At 62.8% G+C, this 15,795-nt stretch carries 13 protein-coding genes; 6 read left to right on the top strand and 7 right to left on the bottom strand.

The genetic code is table 11. The features are described 5' to 3' along the window. Nucleotides 1–292 precede the first annotated feature (292 nt). Nucleotides 293–1,375, top strand: a complete 1,083-nt coding sequence (locus SM766_RS16245; protein WP_368948458.1) for a bifunctional transcriptional activator/DNA repair enzyme AdaA — start codon at nucleotides 293–295, stop codon at nucleotides 1,373–1,375. Here SM766_RS16245 and SM766_RS16240 read toward each other — a convergent pair. From SM766_RS16240 to SM766_RS16230, 3 genes are all read right to left on the bottom strand, one after another. After that, on the bottom strand, nucleotides 1,354–1,731 hold the full coding sequence (locus tag SM766_RS16240; RefSeq protein ID WP_368948457.1) for a hypothetical protein: 378 nt from the start codon (nucleotides 1,729–1,731) through the stop codon (nucleotides 1,354–1,356). The two genes, SM766_RS16245 and SM766_RS16240, sit on opposite strands and share 22 nt — an antisense overlap. A gap of 11 nt (nucleotides 1,732–1,742) precedes the next feature. Continuing rightward, nucleotides 1,743–2,504 (bottom strand): DUF6478 family protein, encoded by a 762-nt coding sequence (locus tag SM766_RS16235; RefSeq protein WP_368948456.1) that lies wholly within the window; start codon nucleotides 2,502–2,504, stop codon nucleotides 1,743–1,745. A gap of 76 nt (nucleotides 2,505–2,580) precedes the next feature. Further along, nucleotides 2,581–3,381, bottom strand: a complete 801-nt coding sequence (locus SM766_RS16230; RefSeq protein WP_368948455.1) for a hypothetical protein — start codon at nucleotides 3,379–3,381, stop codon at nucleotides 2,581–2,583. 274 nt (nucleotides 3,382–3,655) lie between these two features. On the opposite strand from SM766_RS16230, the gene SM766_RS16225 reads away from it, so the two are divergent. The 4 genes from SM766_RS16225 to SM766_RS16210 all read left to right on the top strand — a co-directional run bounded on the left by SM766_RS16225 (nucleotide 3,656) and on the right by SM766_RS16210 (nucleotide 10,081). Then, complete coding sequence (locus SM766_RS16225; RefSeq protein ID WP_368948509.1) at nucleotides 3,656–6,802, top strand: ABC transporter transmembrane domain-containing protein; 3,147 nt, start codon at nucleotides 3,656–3,658, stop codon at nucleotides 6,800–6,802. Beyond that, complete coding sequence (locus SM766_RS16220; RefSeq protein ID WP_368948454.1) at nucleotides 6,792–7,682, top strand: CPBP family intramembrane glutamic endopeptidase; 891 nt, start codon at nucleotides 6,792–6,794, stop codon at nucleotides 7,680–7,682. Before SM766_RS16225 ends, SM766_RS16220 begins: the two co-directional genes overlap by 11 nt. A gap of 60 nt (nucleotides 7,683–7,742) precedes the next feature. Continuing rightward, on the top strand, nucleotides 7,743–8,705 hold the full coding sequence (accD, locus tag SM766_RS16215; RefSeq protein WP_274833271.1) for an acetyl-CoA carboxylase, carboxyltransferase subunit beta: 963 nt from the start codon (nucleotides 7,743–7,745) through the stop codon (nucleotides 8,703–8,705). 101 nt (nucleotides 8,706–8,806) lie between these two features. After that, nucleotides 8,807–10,081: a bifunctional folylpolyglutamate synthase/dihydrofolate synthase gene (locus SM766_RS16210; protein WP_368948453.1), complete on the top strand. Its 1,275-nt coding sequence runs from the start codon at nucleotides 8,807–8,809 to the stop codon at nucleotides 10,079–10,081. 98 nt (nucleotides 10,082–10,179) lie between these two features. On the opposite strand, the gene zapE is transcribed toward SM766_RS16210, so the two are convergent. Beyond that, nucleotides 10,180–11,250 carry a cell division protein ZapE gene (gene zapE / locus SM766_RS16205; protein ID WP_368948452.1) on the bottom strand — a complete coding sequence of 357 codons (1,071 nt, stop codon included), beginning with the start codon at nucleotides 11,248–11,250 and terminating at the stop codon, nucleotides 10,180–10,182. A 181-nt stretch (nucleotides 11,251–11,431) separates the two neighbouring features. On the opposite strand from zapE, the gene SM766_RS16200 reads away from it, so the two are divergent. After that, entirely contained in the window at nucleotides 11,432–12,682 is a 1,251-nt protein-coding gene (locus SM766_RS16200; protein WP_368948451.1) for an MFS transporter, read from the top strand. Nucleotides 12,683–13,181: 499 nt separating this feature from the next. Here SM766_RS16200 and SM766_RS16195 read toward each other — a convergent pair whose 3' ends face one another. The 3 genes from SM766_RS16195 to SM766_RS16185 are packed head-to-tail and all read right to left on the bottom strand — an operon-like array spanning nucleotide 13,182 to nucleotide 15,702. Next, the gene (locus SM766_RS16195; RefSeq protein WP_368948450.1) at nucleotides 13,182–14,099 is read right to left on the bottom strand and encodes an ornithine cyclodeaminase family protein; all 918 of its coding nucleotides are present in this window, start codon (nucleotides 14,097–14,099) and stop codon (nucleotides 13,182–13,184) included. Further along, complete coding sequence (locus SM766_RS16190) at nucleotides 14,096–14,716, bottom strand: HAD family hydrolase (protein WP_368948449.1); 621 nt, start codon at nucleotides 14,714–14,716, stop codon at nucleotides 14,096–14,098. Before SM766_RS16190 ends, SM766_RS16195 begins: the two co-directional genes overlap by 4 nt. A 23-nt stretch (nucleotides 14,717–14,739) precedes the next feature. Then, nucleotides 14,740–15,702, bottom strand: coding sequence for a DMT family transporter (locus SM766_RS16185; protein WP_368948448.1), 963 nt, complete (start codon nucleotides 15,700–15,702; stop codon nucleotides 14,740–14,742). Between the last annotated feature and the right edge of the window lie 93 nt (nucleotides 15,703–15,795).

The raw sequence follows: 15,795 nt of genomic DNA, 5'->3' as shown, positions 1-15,795 counted from the left end.
TTTCCTCCTTATGCAGGCAAGCATGGTCTTGCCTCTGCATCTTATGACCATCAGCCGTTCACCGTCTGGCCAGGCACAGGCTTTGCCGGGGATCCAGTCGGTATTCCCGAACTCCCTATAAAATAAGTGTGCGCTCAACTGTTATTCAATATCATGGGCAGATTCTCCGTGTGCCTAGGCCCGAGGTGCGCGATGCCGGAGAGAGGCCGGTATCCTCCGTTTCCTTGCACTTGATGAGAAGAGATGCCCGGAAACCGGCGGCAACTGGCACCGGTCTGCGTTAGGGTAGGGCATGATGTTCGACCTGCCTGATTCCGAAACGCTTTATGCGGCGCTGCTGGCGCGTGATGAAACCTATGAGGGGCGCGCCTATGTGGGCGTGACCTCGACCGGGATCTTCTGCCGCCTCAGCTGCCCGGCGCGTAAACCAAAGCGTGAGAACTGCCAGTTCCACGCCACACCCGGCGCCTGTATCGAGGCCGGGTTCCGTCCCTGCAAACGCTGCACGCCGCTGGCGGCGGCAGCCGGGGAGGATCCGATGGTTCAGAAGCTTCTGGCGGCGCTGGAGGAGCGCCCCGCCTATCGTTGGCGCGAAGCGGATGTGGCGCGCATGGGGTTTGATCCCTCTACCGTGCGGCGCAGTTTCCGGCGCCATTTCGGGATGACCTTCCTGGAAATGGCCCGCCAGCGACGCCTGCGCGAAGGGTTTACCACGCTCAAGGCCGGAGAGCCGGTGATTGCCGCCCAGATCGAAGCGGGGTTCGAGTCCCCTTCAGCCTTTCGCGTGGCCTTTGCCCGGCTGACCGGGCTGGCGCCGGGCAGCTTCCGGCAGGACGCGCTGCTGCTGGCGGATTGGATCGACACGCCGCTGGGCGCGATGATCGCGGTCAGCTGTCCGCACCGGTTGCATCTGCTGGAATTTGCCGACCGCAAGGCGCTGCCGCGGGAAATGGCCCGGCTGCAATCCACGCAACCCGGCGGCATCGGCTTTGGACGGCCTGCGCCCACCCAGCAGGTCGCTGAAGAACTGCAGCGCTATTTCAGCGGTGACAGCGCCCGGTTTGAAACGCCGATTGCGTTGCATGGAAGCGCCTTTCAGCGCGAGGTCTGGGATTACCTGCGGGCCATTCCGGCAGGAGAGACCCGCAGCTATTCCCAGATTGCGCAGGAGCTTGGCCGCCCTTCGTCCAGCCGCGCGGTAGCGCGGGCCAATGGCAGCAACCAGCTGGCGCTGGTGGTGCCCTGTCACCGGGTGCTTTCGGCGGATGGCAACTTGACTGGCTATGGCGGCGGATTGTGGCGCAAACAGCGGCTCATTGAAATCGAAGCCGACCTTGGAAAGCGTGCACGGCCTCAGGCGGTTTCCACGCAGTGACGCCGAAAGGCGTGTTTCAGCATATCAAGCTCGGCCCGGAGCAGCTCCACTTCGCAGCGCATATCCTCGGCTGCCACATCACCGCCGATCAGGGTGAAATGCGCCAGCGTCTGGTCCGCCGCCGCGTCGGTGATGACAAAACTGTGCACCCCATCGGCGATGGCTTCGGTAGGTACGGTGATGACCAGCTCCCATTCGCCGTCGCGGCTGCCTTCGCTAAGTGCGACCTGTTCAACCGGCTGATCCAGATACAGAACCCGGATGTTCGGCGGTGTTCCCGTGACGGGGGCGTTGCTGATCCGGCCTTCCCATTTGCCATTGCGAAAGCGGATCTTGGTGACGGTCAGGTCGCTCATGTCACGGGTCCTCACAGGTTGGCGCGGCGGTGGCGCGCAAAAGTCAGGTCGCGCAAGACCACCTGGTTCATGTCCGGTGCCTCGAAAATCAGGTCCAGCCAGATATTCTCGATGCGCTTTTCGTTGAGGTTGGAATAGGCAAGATCGTACTCGACCGTCACCTTGCGGTCGCCCAGCGGCAGTTCCCGCACGATCTGTTCGGTGTTGGGGCCATGGCTGATGTTGAGCCGGGCAAAGATTTCCAGCGGCTTCTCGGTTTCGATGATGCTGTCGACCCGGATCAGATGCTGCCGGGTCAGCCCGCTGCCCGCGTCCTTGGGCAGGGCGATCACCAGTGACAGGAAGGAACCATCGAAACTGAACACATCCATACGCAGGCCAAAGGGCGCGAGGTCCTCTTCACGGGTGTTACGCAGCTGGCGCAGGGTCAGCTCGGAATAGCTGCAATCGTGGAACATCTGCACATCCTCGCCCAGCTTGGCCTTGGACGGGACCGAGGACAGACCAGCGACCGGCAGCGGCCCGCGCCAGGGTTCGGGGCGCCAGGACCAATCGGTGCCATGCGGGCGCGCAAAGGAGGAGGAGCCGATCTGGGGCAGGGCGAGACGTCCGTCCGCAACATGGATCAGCTGGTCCAGCTCGGTCTTGAGTTGTCGCGCCTCTGTGCGTTGGCGGCGCAATTCGGTCAGGGGGGCGCTGCCAGCTCCTGCAACGATCCGGCGCCAACGGCGCAAGGCGCGGCGGTGCAGCAGTTTGTCCAGGATCCTGCTCATGACTTTGGTTGCCCTGCCTTTATCGTTGCCGTGGTGGTATTGCGGTTTGTGCCTGCGCCAATCTAGCCCTGCAACATCAGTCAAATAAACCGGCAATCCGCCTTCTTAGGGAGAGTTTTCCGCCACTGTCACCTTCGGGCGCGCCTGCATGACTGGCCCGGGCATCAGGGCGGGCGAGGGGACGCAATGCGCCTGAGGCGGTGCGGTGGGGGCTGCGATTTGCCGGGGCGCGTTGTACGACTTCCTCGGGGGCGGGTTCTGGTCGCGATGCTTCCCGTGTCAGCTCCGCCATCTGCTCCAGCAGCGCGGCGCCGCGCTCGGTCAGCAGGGGGCTTTTTGCCGGGGCATAAAGCGCCAGCACGATCACGTGACCCTCCAGCACCATGGCGCCGCGCCAATGTTCGGGGCTGGCTCCGGCGGCGCTGTGTCCCGGCATATCCAATTTAACCAGGGGCAACGGGCCATTCTCGCGGCGGGCGACGATATGGGCGCCGGGCGTGCTGGCTGCCAGATCGGAGACCGATGGCACTCTGCCTTTGGCCGGAAGTTCTCCAAAAGTGGCGGTGATAACGCCCGCGTTGCGACTGCCAAAGAAACCGGGCCCGCCCAGCAGGTCACAGCGCGGTAGCAGGGCAAACCCGTCTGCCGCATCGCGCCGCAGCATCTTGGGGTCAAAGCAATAGCCGCGCGGTGCCGTAAGCACCACCTCGGCGCCCTGCATGCGGACCTCTGTCAGCCTGGAAGGCGTACCTGTGCCACCGGGCGCCGCAAAGGAAAATCCGCCGCCGGGCACCTGGCCGCAAGCGCTGAGCAGGGCGCAGAGACCTAGCGCAGCAATGCCCAGACGGGGCTGCGGGCGCCGCTGCGCGCAGGGCATACTGTCCCGCCGCGCAGAGCACATTGTCCTGATCGTGCCCGTGACAGCCGTCATGATTGCTTTGTCGCGCAGATCCCCTGCTCCCCCGGCATCAGATTATCGTTATCCTGCGTTTACAAAAGGGATAAAGGCCTGAAACACTTACGACAAGAGTGAACACCCGCCCGAGGGGTACCTTGCCAAGGCGCAGCCAGATGCATAGTTACGCAGGATTCTTTCAGACCGGCACAGGCCCGGCCGTGGCACAGGTATCACGATGAAACGTCCGACGCCCATGAGGGCGGGCAGCGGGCCGCTTAAGCGCCCGCAGGATCTGCCCGCGACTCTCTTTTCTTTTATTTGGGCGTATTCGCGCCGTCAGCAGCTGGTCTTGCTGGCGCTGACGGTCCTGACCTTTCCGTTTCTCTACGCCTCGCTGGAGCTGCCCAAGCGGATCATCAACGACGCCATCGGGGCCGAAACGCCTGTCATCATGGTCTGGGGTCAAGATATCGCTCAGGTGGAATACCTGCTGATCCTGTGCTTTGGCTTCCTTGCAGCGGTGGTGATCGGCGGCATGATGAAGATGCGGCTCAACACGCTGAAGGGGATCGTGGCCGAACGCCTGCTGCGGCGGCTGCGCTACACGCTGATCAACCGGATGCTGCGGTTCCCGAAACCCTATTTCCGCACCACCAGCCAGGGTGAGCTGGTGTCGATGATCACTTCCGAAAGCGAACCCATGGGCGGGTTGATGGGGGATGCGGTGGCGCAGCCGGTGTTCCAGCTGGGGCAGATGCTGACCATCGTGGCCTTCCTGTTTATGCAAAGTGTTTGGTTCGGGCTGGTCTCGATCGCGCTGATCCCGCTGCAGGCCTGGCTGATCCCGATGTTGCAGCGGCAGATCAACCTGTTGAACAAGGACCGCATCCAGGAGGTGCGGATGCTGGCCTCGGAAATCGGAGAAACCGCCGCCGGGATGAGCGATCTGCGCGCCAATGGCGGCTGGCGTTACCGGATGGCGCAAGTGTCGGACCGGCTGGGGCGTCTGTTCGAGATCCGCCGCCGGATCTACACCAAAAAATACTTCATGAAGTTCCTCAACAACCTGATCGGCCATATGACACCCTTCGTGTTTTATTCGGCCGGCGGGGTGCTGGCGATCCGGGGCGATATCACGGTGGGCGCGCTGGTGGCGGCGCTGGCCGCTTACAAGGATCTGTCGGCCCCGTGGAAGGAACTGCTGACCTATTACAATCAGGTGCAGGACATGAGTCTGCGCTGGAAAATCATGCTGGAGCGGTTCGCGCCGCGCGGCATGATCGATGCCGAGCTGATCGAAGGCGAGCCGAGCGAGATCCCGCATCTGCGCGGCGATATCGAGTTGCGCAATGTCTCGGTGCGCGATGCCGACGGGACGGTGGTCCTGCAGGATATTTCGCTGACCATTCCGGCGGGCGCCCGCGTTGCGGTCAAAAGCACCAGTGACGCAGAGCGTGCGGCGTTCGGCCAGTTGCTGGTCCGTGAAACCTTGCCGTCGCAGGGCAGCATTCAGGTCTCGGGGCACCGGCTCGACAGCCTGCATCAGGGGGTGATCGCGGCCCGGGTCGGCTATGCCTATTCGCATCCCTATCTGTTTTCTGGATCACTTGGCGACAACGTGCTGATGCCGCTGCGCAGCCGCCCGGGCAAGATCAGCCGGGATCAGGCCACCCTTCGCAAACAGGTCGAATCCAAGCGCGCAGGCAACAGTGGCGATCTTCTGGAGGCGGATTGGGTCAATCCCGAATTGGCAGGGCTGGGATCCGAAGGCGATGTGCGCGATTGGTGGTTCCAACTGATCGAGGCAATGGGCATCGACGAGCAGTTGTTCCAGCGCACCCTGCACGCGCGGTTCCAGGATGGCACCCACCCGGCGCTGGTGCAGCATATCATCCGCCTGCGCCCGCTGATCCGTGAACGGCTGGAGACCGAAGGTCTGGATGATGCCGTCCACCATTTCGACCCCGAACGGTTCAACCCTGCCATGCCACTGGCGGGCAACCTTTTGTTTGCGGCGCCGTCGCGCGACATCCCGGTCGAAGAATTGCTGGCACCGGACGGGCTGTTGCTGCGACTGGTACGCGAGCAAGGGCTGACCGGGGAAACCATGGGGATCGGTCTTGGCGTGGTGGAAACCCTGATCAAGACCTTTGGACGCGAAGATATCGATCACCCGCTGTTCCAGCGGCTTGGCCTTGAAGAAGATCTCTATCGCCGGATTTGCAGCGCTGCCGAACGCTATGCCGCGCAGGGGGCTGATGATCTGCCCGAGGCAGAGCAGGCGCTGCTGATGACGGTGCCGTTCCTTTTGACCGAAGAGCAGATCGGCAGCGGGCTACCGGCCGGGTTCAAGGAGCGTATCCTGAAAATCCGCCAGAGTCATGCGGCCCAGTTGATCGCCCAGACCGGCGGCTTGTTCCGACCTCTGGATCCGAAATCCTACTTTCCGCGGCTGACGGTTCTTGAAAATGCTCTCTTCGGCAAGATCTCGCTGCGGGCTGGGGCGCGGGCAGCGCAGGTTGAAACGCTGGTGGCCGAGGTGCTGGATACCCACGGGCTGCGCAAACGGCTGGCGTTGATCCTTTACGATCTGCCGACCGGACTGGGCGGATCGCTGCTGGAGCCGGTGTTTCAGGAACGGGCCGCCTTTACCCGGGCCGCGATCAAACGGCCGGACATTCTGATCCTGGACAAGGTGCTGGCCAGCCACACGGCGGAAAACCGGCTGCGTACACGCGAAAAGCTGCGCGATCTGATGCCGCAGACCACGATGATCTTCATGGAAGACACCATCCAGCATCCGGAGCGCTACGATCTTTATGTCGAAATCCGCGACGGCCGGATCGACGGGGTGGAGCGGCGCCCACTGGGCAGCCCGGAAGGCGCCGCCGCGGCCGATTTCTCTGCCAAGTTCGATATCATTGCCGCAACCGAGCTGTTCTCGCAGTTGGATGCGCGCAACCAGCGTCTTCTGGCATTTTCGGCTGGCTGGCACGAGGTTCCGGCCGGGGAGATGGTTTTTTCCCACGGCGACAGCGGTGATGCAGTGTACCTGTGCCTGTCGGGCCGGGCCGATCTGACCTTCCCCGATGCGCCCGCCGGGGCGCCGCCGGTGACGGTGATCGAACCGGGGCGGCTGATCGGGGATCTGGCGGTGATTCTGGATCAGCCGCGGACCATGAACCTGCGCGCCACCGAGGATTGCCGTTTCCTGCGCATCGGTGCTGCGGAATACCGCGCAGTGATCGAAAGCGATATCAACGTCGCGCTGCGCTTGTTAGAGACGGTGGCGGGTAATCTGGCAACTGCCCGGGACAAAATGGTGTCCATTGCCCACCAAACGGGCGGTACGATCAGTGAAGACAGACCTCGGAAGGATGCGAATCCGGATGCTGGGTAGACAGAATTACACCGCCCATGAGGCGCTGGTGCGCAGCGCCCGCAGGAAACCGCAACTGTGGCGGCTCGGGGTCGGGCTGGTTCTGATCTACCTCATCAGCTTTGCCCTGTCCTCGATAGTGCTGCCGCTGCTGGCGGCGCTGTTCCCCGGCGTCTGGCTGCAGGGGTTGCGCGATGGCAGCACGCCGGGGGCGATGCTGGTGCTTCTGGGCGGTTTCCTGTTCATCACCGTGGGCGTGGCGCTGTGCGCGCGGCTGCTGCAGGATCGGTCCTTCCTGTCGGTCGTCGGTCATCCGAGACCGCTGGTCCGGCAGTTCATCCGGGTTAGCCTGTACCTTCTGGCGCTGGGCATCGCCCTGTCGCTGCTGCCGCCCTATGACATGGGGGAACCGCTGCAGCCCAATCTGGAACCGGGGTTGTGGCTGTCGCTGTTGCCGGTGTCGCTGCTGGTGGTGCTGATCCAGACCAGTGCAGAGGAAATCGTCTTTCGTGGCTATATCCAGCAGGGGCTTGCGGCGCGCTTCAAAAGCCCGGCGGTCTGGATCCTTGGCCCGTCGGCCCTGTTCGCACTGGGCCATTACCTGCCGGCCGAGGCCGGAGAGAATGCGCTGTTGATCACCCTCTGGGCCGGGGTGTTCGGCTGCATGATGGCGGATCTGACCGCGCGGGCGGGTACGCTGGGGCCTGCCATCGCGGTGCATTTCTTCAACAACGTCACCGCGCTTCTGGTCTTTGCCTCTCCCACCAGTCTTTACGGACTGTCGCTCTACCTGATGCCCTATGAAATGTCCGATGGCGCTGCGCTGCGCCCCTGGCTGGCGGTCGACTTTGCCATGATGCTGGTGACATGGCTCACGGCGCGGCTTGCGATACGCCGCTGATTGCATTTGTGCGCAATGAGTCTTATCTGAGGGGCCAAACAGCCCCTACAGAGGCACGATATGAACTGGATCACCAACTACGTCCGGCCGCGGATCAACTCGATCTTCTCGCGCCGCGAAGTCCCAGAGAACCTGTGGACCAAGTGCGATGAGTGCGGCACCATGCTGTTTCACCGCGAGTTGAAGGACAATCTGAACGTCTGCACCAACTGCGGCCATCACATGCACATCACCCCGCGGGACCGGTTCACGGCCCTGTTCGACGGTGGTGTGTTCAGCGAGGTCGAGGTGCCCGAGCCGCTGGCAGACCCGCTAAAGTTCCGCGACCAGAAGAAATACCCAGACCGCATGAAGGCGGCGCAGAAGAAAACCGGCGAAAAAGAGGCCATGCTGGTCGCTGCTGGTGAAATGGGCCGTACGCCCATCGTGGCGGTGGCCCAGGACTTTTCCTTCATGGGCGGCTCCATGGGCATGTATGTGGGAAATGCGATCATTGCCGCCGCCGAAGAAGCGGTAAAGCTGCACCGGCCGCTGATCCTGTTCTCTGCCGCAGGCGGTGCCCGCATGCAGGAAGGCATCCTGTCGCTGATGCAGATGCCGCGCACCACCGTGGCGGTGCAGATGCTGAAAGAGGCAGGCCTGCCCTATATCGTGGTTCTGACCCATCCCACCACCGGTGGTGTGACCGCCTCTTATGCGATGCTGGGCGATGTGCAGATCTCCGAACCCAATGCGCTGATTTGTTTTGCAGGCCCCCGGGTGATCGAGCAGACCATCCGCGAAAAACTGCCCGAAGGGTTCCAGCGCGCGGAATACCTGCTGGATCACGGCATGCTGGACCGGGTGACCCCGCGCACCGAGCTGCGTGAGGAGCTGATCACCATTGTCCGCATGTTGATGAGCATGCCACCGCAGGTGCACGGCGATCTGCCTGCGCCGGAACCGGTTGCCGAAGAGCTGCCCGCGCCAAAGGTCGAAAACGACGCGGGATCTGCCGCAGCCGCAGAGGCCGATAGCAAATAGCCCTGTCATAGAAAGAAGCGCCCGCGCTGGGTGCTTTGCCGCGCCCGTCTGCCTGATCCGGCGGGCGGGCTTTTTCATCAGATCCGGTTCGGGAGCCACCCATGACCAAAGCGAGTTCCGACGCCATCCTCGATCGCATGATGGCGCTGCACCCCAAGATCATCGACCTGACGCTGGACCGGGTCTGGCGGCTGCTGGCGGCGCTGGATAACCCGCAGGACAGGCTGCCGCCGGTGATCCATATCGCAGGCACCAATGGGAAGGGTTCGACCCAGGCGATGATCCGTGCGGGCCTCGAAGGGGCCGGAAAATCGGTGCATGCCTATACCTCGCCGCATCTGGCGCGGTTTCACGAACGGATCCGTCTGGCCGGAGAACTGATCTCCGAAGCACATCTGACTGAGGTGCTCGACGAGTGCTATGCCAAGAATGGCGGTGAGAATATCACCTATTTCGAGATCACCACCTGCGCAGCCCTGTTGGCATTTGCCCGCACGCCTGCGGATTACACGCTGCTCGAAGTCGGACTTGGCGGGCGGCTGGATGCCACCAACGTGATTGAAAAACCCGCCCTGTCGGTGATCACGCCTGTGTCGATCGATCATGAACAGTTCCTTGGCAATACCCTGGCCAAGATCGCGGGCGAAAAGGCAGGCATCATCAAGCGCGGCGTACCGGTGGTCGTCGGCCCACAGGATGATGAGGCGATGGAGGTGATCGAGGATGTCGCCGCTCGCCTTGGCGCGCCGCTGATCGCCCACGGTCAGCACTGGCACGTCTACGAGGAACGCGGGCGGCTAATTTTTCAGGACGAAGCCGGGCTACTGGACCTGCCGATGCCCGCACTGATCGGTGCGCATCAGGTGCAGAATGCGGGGATGGCTCTGGCCGTCCTGCGCCATCTGGGTGCGGATGAGGTGGCTTGTGAGGCGGCGATGGCGCGGGCTGAATGGTCTGCCCGGATGCAGCGGCTGAAGACCGGTCCTCTGGTGGAGGCTGCCGCGGGCGCCGAACTCTGGCTGGACGGCGGGCATAACGCGGCGGCGGGTCATGCGCTGGCGGATGTGCTGGCGGGGCTGCCGAAACGGCCAACGCATCTGATCTGCGGCATGCTGAACACCAAGGATGTGACCGGCTACATGGCACCGCTCGCGCCCCATGTGGAGAGCCTAACGGCCATTTCGATCCCCGGCGAAGCGGCGACGCTGAGCGCTGAGGAAACCGAGGCAGCAGCGCAATCCGTCGGCATTACCGCAACCCGGGCCGAAGATGCCCTGTCGGCGCTGCAGGCGATCATCGCCAACGATCCCTCCGCACGTGTGCTGATCTGCGGATCGCTCTATCTGGCGGGCCATATCCTGCGCGAAAACGGCTGAGGGATTTGGCAAAGGCGGGCAGGGGCGCTCCCGCCCGTCTTCGATCTTGCGATCTCATCCCGTTGGGCGTGGCGCCGCTTGCGCGGCGCGGGGCAGGCTCAGCCGTCCTGTCCCCAATCCTTGTCTTGCATTTCCCGCAGGCGCGAGGCGGTGCGCTCGAACTCGAAGGCACCGTCGCCTTCGACGTATAGATATTCCGGCTCGGCCGCGGCGGTGCAGATCAGCCGCACCTGCGCCTCGTAGAGTGCATCGATCAGGGTGACGAAACGCTTTGCCTCGTTGAAATTGCTGCGCGACAGGCGCGGGATATCCTCGAGCACCAGCACCTTCACCTCTTCGGCGATGGCCAGATAATCGCCCGGCCCCAGCATTTTGCCGCAAAGGTCATAAAAACTAGCCCGTGCCACGCCATTCCTGAAACCGGGCAGCACCACCTCTCGGCCTTTCACCTCAAGCGTCAGGGGTTGGGCATCACCGCCCGACAGATCCTCCCAGATGGCGCGGAGCTGGGCGCGGGAGTCGGCATTCACAGGCGAGAAATAGACCGGTGAGCCCTTGAGACGGTCCTGCCGGTAATCTACCGGGCTGACCATTTCCCAGACCTGCATCTTTTCCTTGATCAGATCGATGAAGGGCAGGAAGAGCTGGCGGTTGAGGCCGTTTTTGTAAAGATCATCCGGCACCCGGTTCGAGGTGGTGACCACGGTGACGCCTGCCTCGAAGAGGGATTCAAACAGCCGCCCCACGATCATCGCATCGGTGATATCGGTAATCTGCATCTCGTCAAAGGCCAGAAGGCGCACGGAGTCGGCGACCTCCTTTGCCACCGGCGCGAGGGCATCCTGCACGCCGTTCTGACGCGCCTCGTGCATCTTGGCGTGGATTTCCTGCATGAAGGCGTGAAAATGCACCCGCCGCGCGGGGATATCGCCGAGGCTATCGACAAAGAGATCCATCAGCATGGATTTGCCGCGCCCGACGCCGCCCCAGAGGTAGAGGCCCTTGACCTCTTCCCGAGTAGCCTTGCGGAAGAGGCCCCGTTTCACCGGCGGGGCCATCAGCCCTTCGGCAATACGGTCGAATTCCGGCAGAACAGCTTGCTGCGCCGGATCCGGGCGGATCTGGCCTGCTTCGCTGCGGGTCTGATAAAGCGCGCTAACCTGGGTCATGGCGCCAGCCATAGCGCGCAGGCAGGCGGTTGAAAAGCCATGCGGGCAGATGAAGCAACAAGCGCCTGGCTGGAAGGCAGTCAGGTCACATCAATTTTCCTTATGTGACTGCGCAGATTTCTTGAATTGACCCCGGGGCCGCAATGCCTACCGTCGCAGCTCTGATTTGAAAGGACCCGGCATGAGCAGCGCAGCGGCACAGAAAACACCCTTGTTCACCCCCGTTTTGATCGTGGGCTGCGTGATCATCATGGTCAGCTTTGCGGTGCGCGCCTCGTTCGGGGTGTTCCAGATCCCCATCGCCGAGGAGTTCGGCTGGCTGCGCTCGGAATTCTCGCTGGCGATCGCGATCCAGAACCTCGCCTGGGGGATCGGGCAGCCGATCTTTGGCGCGGTGGCCGAGAAGATCGGTGACAGAAAGGCCATCATCCTTGGCGCGCTTACTTATGCGGCGGGGCTGGTGCTGAGCGCAGGCGCGGTGACGCCGTTCCAGATGCAGGCCTATGAATGGCTGGTGGGCTTTGGCATTGCGGGCACCGGCTTTGGCGTGGTTCTGGCGGTCGTGGGGCGGGCCAGCTCGGATGAAAACCGCTCGATGTCGCTGGCGATTGTCACGGCGGCAGGCTCTGCCGGGCAAATCTTTGGCGCGCCCTGGGCGGAATGGATGCTGTCCTTCATGACGTGGCAGACCGTGTTCCTGATCTTTGCAGGCGTGGTGCTGGCGCTGATCCTGACGCTGCCGCTGATGCGCGCGCCCCAGATGGCGAGCAAATCTGAGCTTGAAGAGAGCATGGGCACCATCCTGATCAAGGCCTTCAAGGATCCCTCCTATACGCTGATCTTCCTCGGGTTTTTCAGCTGCGGCTATCAGCTGGCCTTCGTGACCGCGCATTTCCCGGCCTTCGTGACCGAGATGTGCGGGCCGATCATGCCGGGCGGCGCGCTCTATAGCCTCGGGATCACTTCGACCTCGGCGCTCGGGGCGGTTGCGATCTCGCTGATCGGGGCGGCCAACGTCGGCGGCACCCTGCTGGCGGGATATCTGGGCAACCGCTACTCCAAGAAATACCTGCTGGCGGCGATCTATACCGGGCGGACCATCGCGGCGGCGGCCTTTATCATGGTGCCGATCACGCCGACGTCGGTGATTGTCTTCTCCATCGTCATGGGGTCCCTGTGGTTGGCAACGGTGCCGCTGACGTCGGGCCTTGTCGCGCATATCTACGGGCTGCGCTATATGGGGACGCTTTACGGGATCGTGTTCTTCAGTCACCAACTCGGCAGTTTCCTCGGCGTCTGGCTGGGCGGGCGGATGTATGACGCCTATGGCGATTACACCTTCGTGTGGTGGATCGGTGTCGCCGTCGGTGCCTTCAGCGCCATCGTTCACCTGCCGGTAAGGGAGCGGCCGCTGGGCAGCGTGGCGGCGTGAGGTGAATGGAAACCGTCCTTGGCGAACTGATCGACTGGCTGCAGAAGTGTTTGAAACGCCGACCAGTGGTCATGTGGTCATTGGTTGCGATCATTTTTGGGGTGAGCTGCTGGCTGACCTGGCTTGAATGGGCGAGGTAAACACCAGAACCTCGCCCCGCCATGTCATTTCGGTAGCTCGGATCTATGAGCTGTCCTCAAGAAAACCTGCCACGTCCAGCTCAACGGTTGCGTTTGTCGACAAGTGTCCGAGGCCCATGTCTTCCAACATCAAGACCAGCGCATCACCTCCGCCAGATTGCTGACGGTGCTTTGCGTGAATGCCACCAACAAAGGGTGAAATGGCCTCGTTCTCAACTTTACACGTTAGCACATAGCCCTTGTTTGGCGTCATTCTGTCGATCAGGTCTGGGGGAACGTTCTCAGGCCAGATCAAGAATTGATCTGTGTGCCCATTGTGACCTTCAAGAAAGACACTTTCCCTGACCTTTAACCGCACGTCAGTCCCTGGCGCGCCATTTGTCCAGAATGTGACGGCTCGTCATCAGGTCCATATGGGCGCCGCCGCCGTTCTTGAACAGGGTGATCGCCTCCGGATCATAGGCAGGGAAGCTGTCGAGGGAATAGAAATCCGCCAGCACATCGCCGCGCTGGATGACGCCCTCGGCCAATGGGATCTTGAATTCGCCGATGTGATCCAGCGTGGTGTCGAAACTGTCGCAATAGATGCGCGCGCGGCAGAGCGCCTCGTCATCGGTTTCGCGCATGTCGGGGCGGTAGGCACCGATCAGGTTCAGGTGCTGGCCGGGTTTCAGCCATGCGCCCTGAACCACGGGGGTCGATGACATGGTGGAGGTGACGATGATATCGGCCGAGCGCACGGCGGCTTCCAGATCGGCGGCGACCTCGATCTGCGGATAGCTGGCCTTCATGTCTTCGGCCTTGGACTGGGTGCGGTTCCAGACCCGGATCTGGGCGCGAGGGTAGGCGGCGCCAAAGGCCTCGACCAGCGATCCGGCGACGGTGCCCGCTCCGACGATCAGGATGTCGCGGCTGTCGGGGTTGGCCAGACGCATGGCGCCAAGCAGGCTGTCGCCCGCGGTCTTCCACTTGGTCACCAGGTGGAAATCCACCAAAGCGTCCAGGGTACCGTCCTGATCGGAGTAAAGACAGACCGCGCCATTGACCATCGGCTTGCCCGCCTTGGGGTTGCCGGGAAAGATCGTCGCCGTTTTCACGGCCAGCCCCATGCCGTCGATCCAGGCCGAGCGGCTGAGCAGCGTGTCGGGATCACGGTAGAGGAAAGTATCGCCGATTTCCGCCTTGGGCAGATCATGCCCCTTGGCCAGCGCCTCGGTGAAGCCGACCCAGTCCAGCAGGGCCTCGCCCTCTTTGAATCCGATGGATGGAATGCTCATTTTGCCTCCTCTGGGGTCAACAGCCCCTCTGCCACCAGGCGCGTGGCCCAGGTGTCGGGTGTGGTGAATAGATGAGTGTGCCAGCCGCGTTGCGCGGCGGCCTCAATGTTTTCGGGGCGGTCATCGGTGAACAGCAGGCGCTCCGGCGCAATGCCTGTGTCGCGTTCCAGATGCGCGTAGATCTCGGGCTCGGGCTTGATGGTGCGCAGACGGCCCGAAACAAAGGCCCGATCGAATTCATCGAAGAAGGGATAGGTCTGGCGCGCGACCGCAAAGGTGCCGACGCCGAAATTGGTCAGGGCAAACACTGGGATGTCGCGGGCCTGTAGCGCTCGCATCAGTCGCACCGAGTGCGGGATCTCGGGAGAAGCCATTTCGATCCAGCTGTCGTGCCAGTGGCGGATTTCCTCGGACCACTCCGGGTGACGCTCGGCCAGCCCGTAGACCGAGGCGCGGAAATCATCGCCGCGGTCCACGCCCAGATTCATCCCGTGCAGATCGACCTCGGCAAACAGCCTCTTGCGGTGCTCGGGGCCGAGGCGGGCGTCAAAGAAGGCCTCGGGGTTCCATTCGATCAGCACGCGGCCAATATCGAAAACGACGGCGTCGATGGGCATCTGCTGCTTCCTGTTCCGTTACATTACCCGGCCGAACGTGGGCGCGGGCGGGCCACCGGGCGGCTGCGCCGCGTTTCCCGCCAGACTGAAACAAGACCGGCGCCGATGATCAAGGCCGAACCGGCCCAGACCGGCAGATCGGGCCATTCATCGAACACCAGAACGCCCCAAAGCACGGCCATCGGCATGGCGATATACTCAAACGGCGCGGCCAGTCCTGCTTCGTTCAGCCGGTAGGCCTGGCTGACCAGATAGCCGCCAACGGATCCGGCCAGTCCGACCCCGATGAACAGCCACCAGTCCTGAGGCGCGGGCCAGACCCAGGCGCGCAGGATGTAGTCCACCGCCGCGTTTTCGCCGGTCGCAAACCGCCCGTCACCGGTGAAAAGGCCGACCAGCGCGCTGACCACAAGAAAGCCGAAAGTGGGGTAGAACGACAGGGTCGCCGCCTTGTCGGCGCCGCCCGCCCGGCGGGTCAGCACGTGCAGGGTGGCATAGCCGCAGGCGCCCAGGAATGGCAGGATCGCGGCGGCCTGAAAACTGCCGGGGCTGGGCCGCATGATGATCAGAATGCCAAGGAATCCCACCGCCACCGCACCCCAGCGCCAGGGACCGACGCGTTCTTTCAGCACGACGACCGACAGGGCGGTCACGATCAAGGGCGTGGCAAAGGCGATGGCGACAGCCTCGGCGATGGGCATTATGGCCAGCCCGGTGAAAAAGCAGATGTTGGCAAACAGCACCGCGCAGCAGCGCATCAGGTGCAGTTTCGGCTGCCGGGTGCGCAGGATGTTAAATCCCCCTTCGAGGGGAATAATCACCGCCGCCAGCACCAACAGCGCCACCACAGAGCGGACCATGACCACCTGGTAAAGGGGGTAGTCCCCGGACAGGAATTTGAAGATCACGTCGATGACGGAGAAACTGATGGCCGATCCGGCGGCGGCCAGAAGCCCCAGAACGCTGACTTTGATTTCCTGGCTCATGGCCCCCCCTGCACGCTTGCCTGATCAGTGACGGAGTTGCTTCTCCGCCGCAAGGCTCTGGGTGAGACTTTGTTGCCGGAAAACTGTTTTCGT

It is taken from the genome of Pseudophaeobacter sp. A-200-2 (genome assembly GCF_041008815.1).
Lineage (GTDB): Bacteria > Pseudomonadota > Alphaproteobacteria > Rhodobacterales > Rhodobacteraceae > Phycobacter > Phycobacter gallaeciensis_A.
The sequence above is the reverse complement of the archived record's forward strand: the minus strand, read 5'-3'. Positions and strand labels throughout refer to the sequence as shown.

Bases quoted from the DNA above. Each gene is read 5' to 3' on its own strand.
- SM766_RS16245 (WP_368948458.1), top strand. From the start codon at position 293: ATGATGTTCGACCTGCCTGATTCCGAAACGCTTTATGCGGCGCTGCTG.
- SM766_RS16240 (WP_368948457.1), bottom strand. From the start codon at position 1,731: ATGAGCGACCTGACCGTCACCAAGATCCGCTTTCGCAATGGCAAATGG.
- SM766_RS16235 (WP_368948456.1), bottom strand. From the start codon at position 2,504: ATGAGCAGGATCCTGGACAAACTGCTGCACCGCCGCGCCTTGCGCCGT.
- SM766_RS16230 (WP_368948455.1), bottom strand. From the start codon at position 3,381: ATGCCCTGCGCGCAGCGGCGCCCGCAGCCCCGTCTGGGCATTGCTGCG.
- SM766_RS16225 (WP_368948509.1), top strand. From the start codon at position 3,656: ATGAGGGCGGGCAGCGGGCCGCTTAAGCGCCCGCAGGATCTGCCCGCG.
- SM766_RS16220 (WP_368948454.1), top strand. From the start codon at position 6,792: ATGCTGGGTAGACAGAATTACACCGCCCATGAGGCGCTGGTGCGCAGC.
- accD (WP_274833271.1), top strand. From the start codon at position 7,743: ATGAACTGGATCACCAACTACGTCCGGCCGCGGATCAACTCGATCTTC.
- SM766_RS16210 (WP_368948453.1), top strand. From the start codon at position 8,807: ATGACCAAAGCGAGTTCCGACGCCATCCTCGATCGCATGATGGCGCTG.
- zapE (WP_368948452.1), bottom strand. From the start codon at position 11,250: ATGACCCAGGTTAGCGCGCTTTATCAGACCCGCAGCGAAGCAGGCCAG.
- SM766_RS16200 (WP_368948451.1), top strand. From the start codon at position 11,432: ATGAGCAGCGCAGCGGCACAGAAAACACCCTTGTTCACCCCCGTTTTG.
- SM766_RS16195 (WP_368948450.1), bottom strand. From the start codon at position 14,099: ATGAGCATTCCATCCATCGGATTCAAAGAGGGCGAGGCCCTGCTGGAC.
- SM766_RS16190 (WP_368948449.1), bottom strand. From the start codon at position 14,716: ATGCCCATCGACGCCGTCGTTTTCGATATTGGCCGCGTGCTGATCGAA.
- SM766_RS16185 (WP_368948448.1), bottom strand. From the start codon at position 15,702: ATGAGCCAGGAAATCAAAGTCAGCGTTCTGGGGCTTCTGGCCGCCGCC.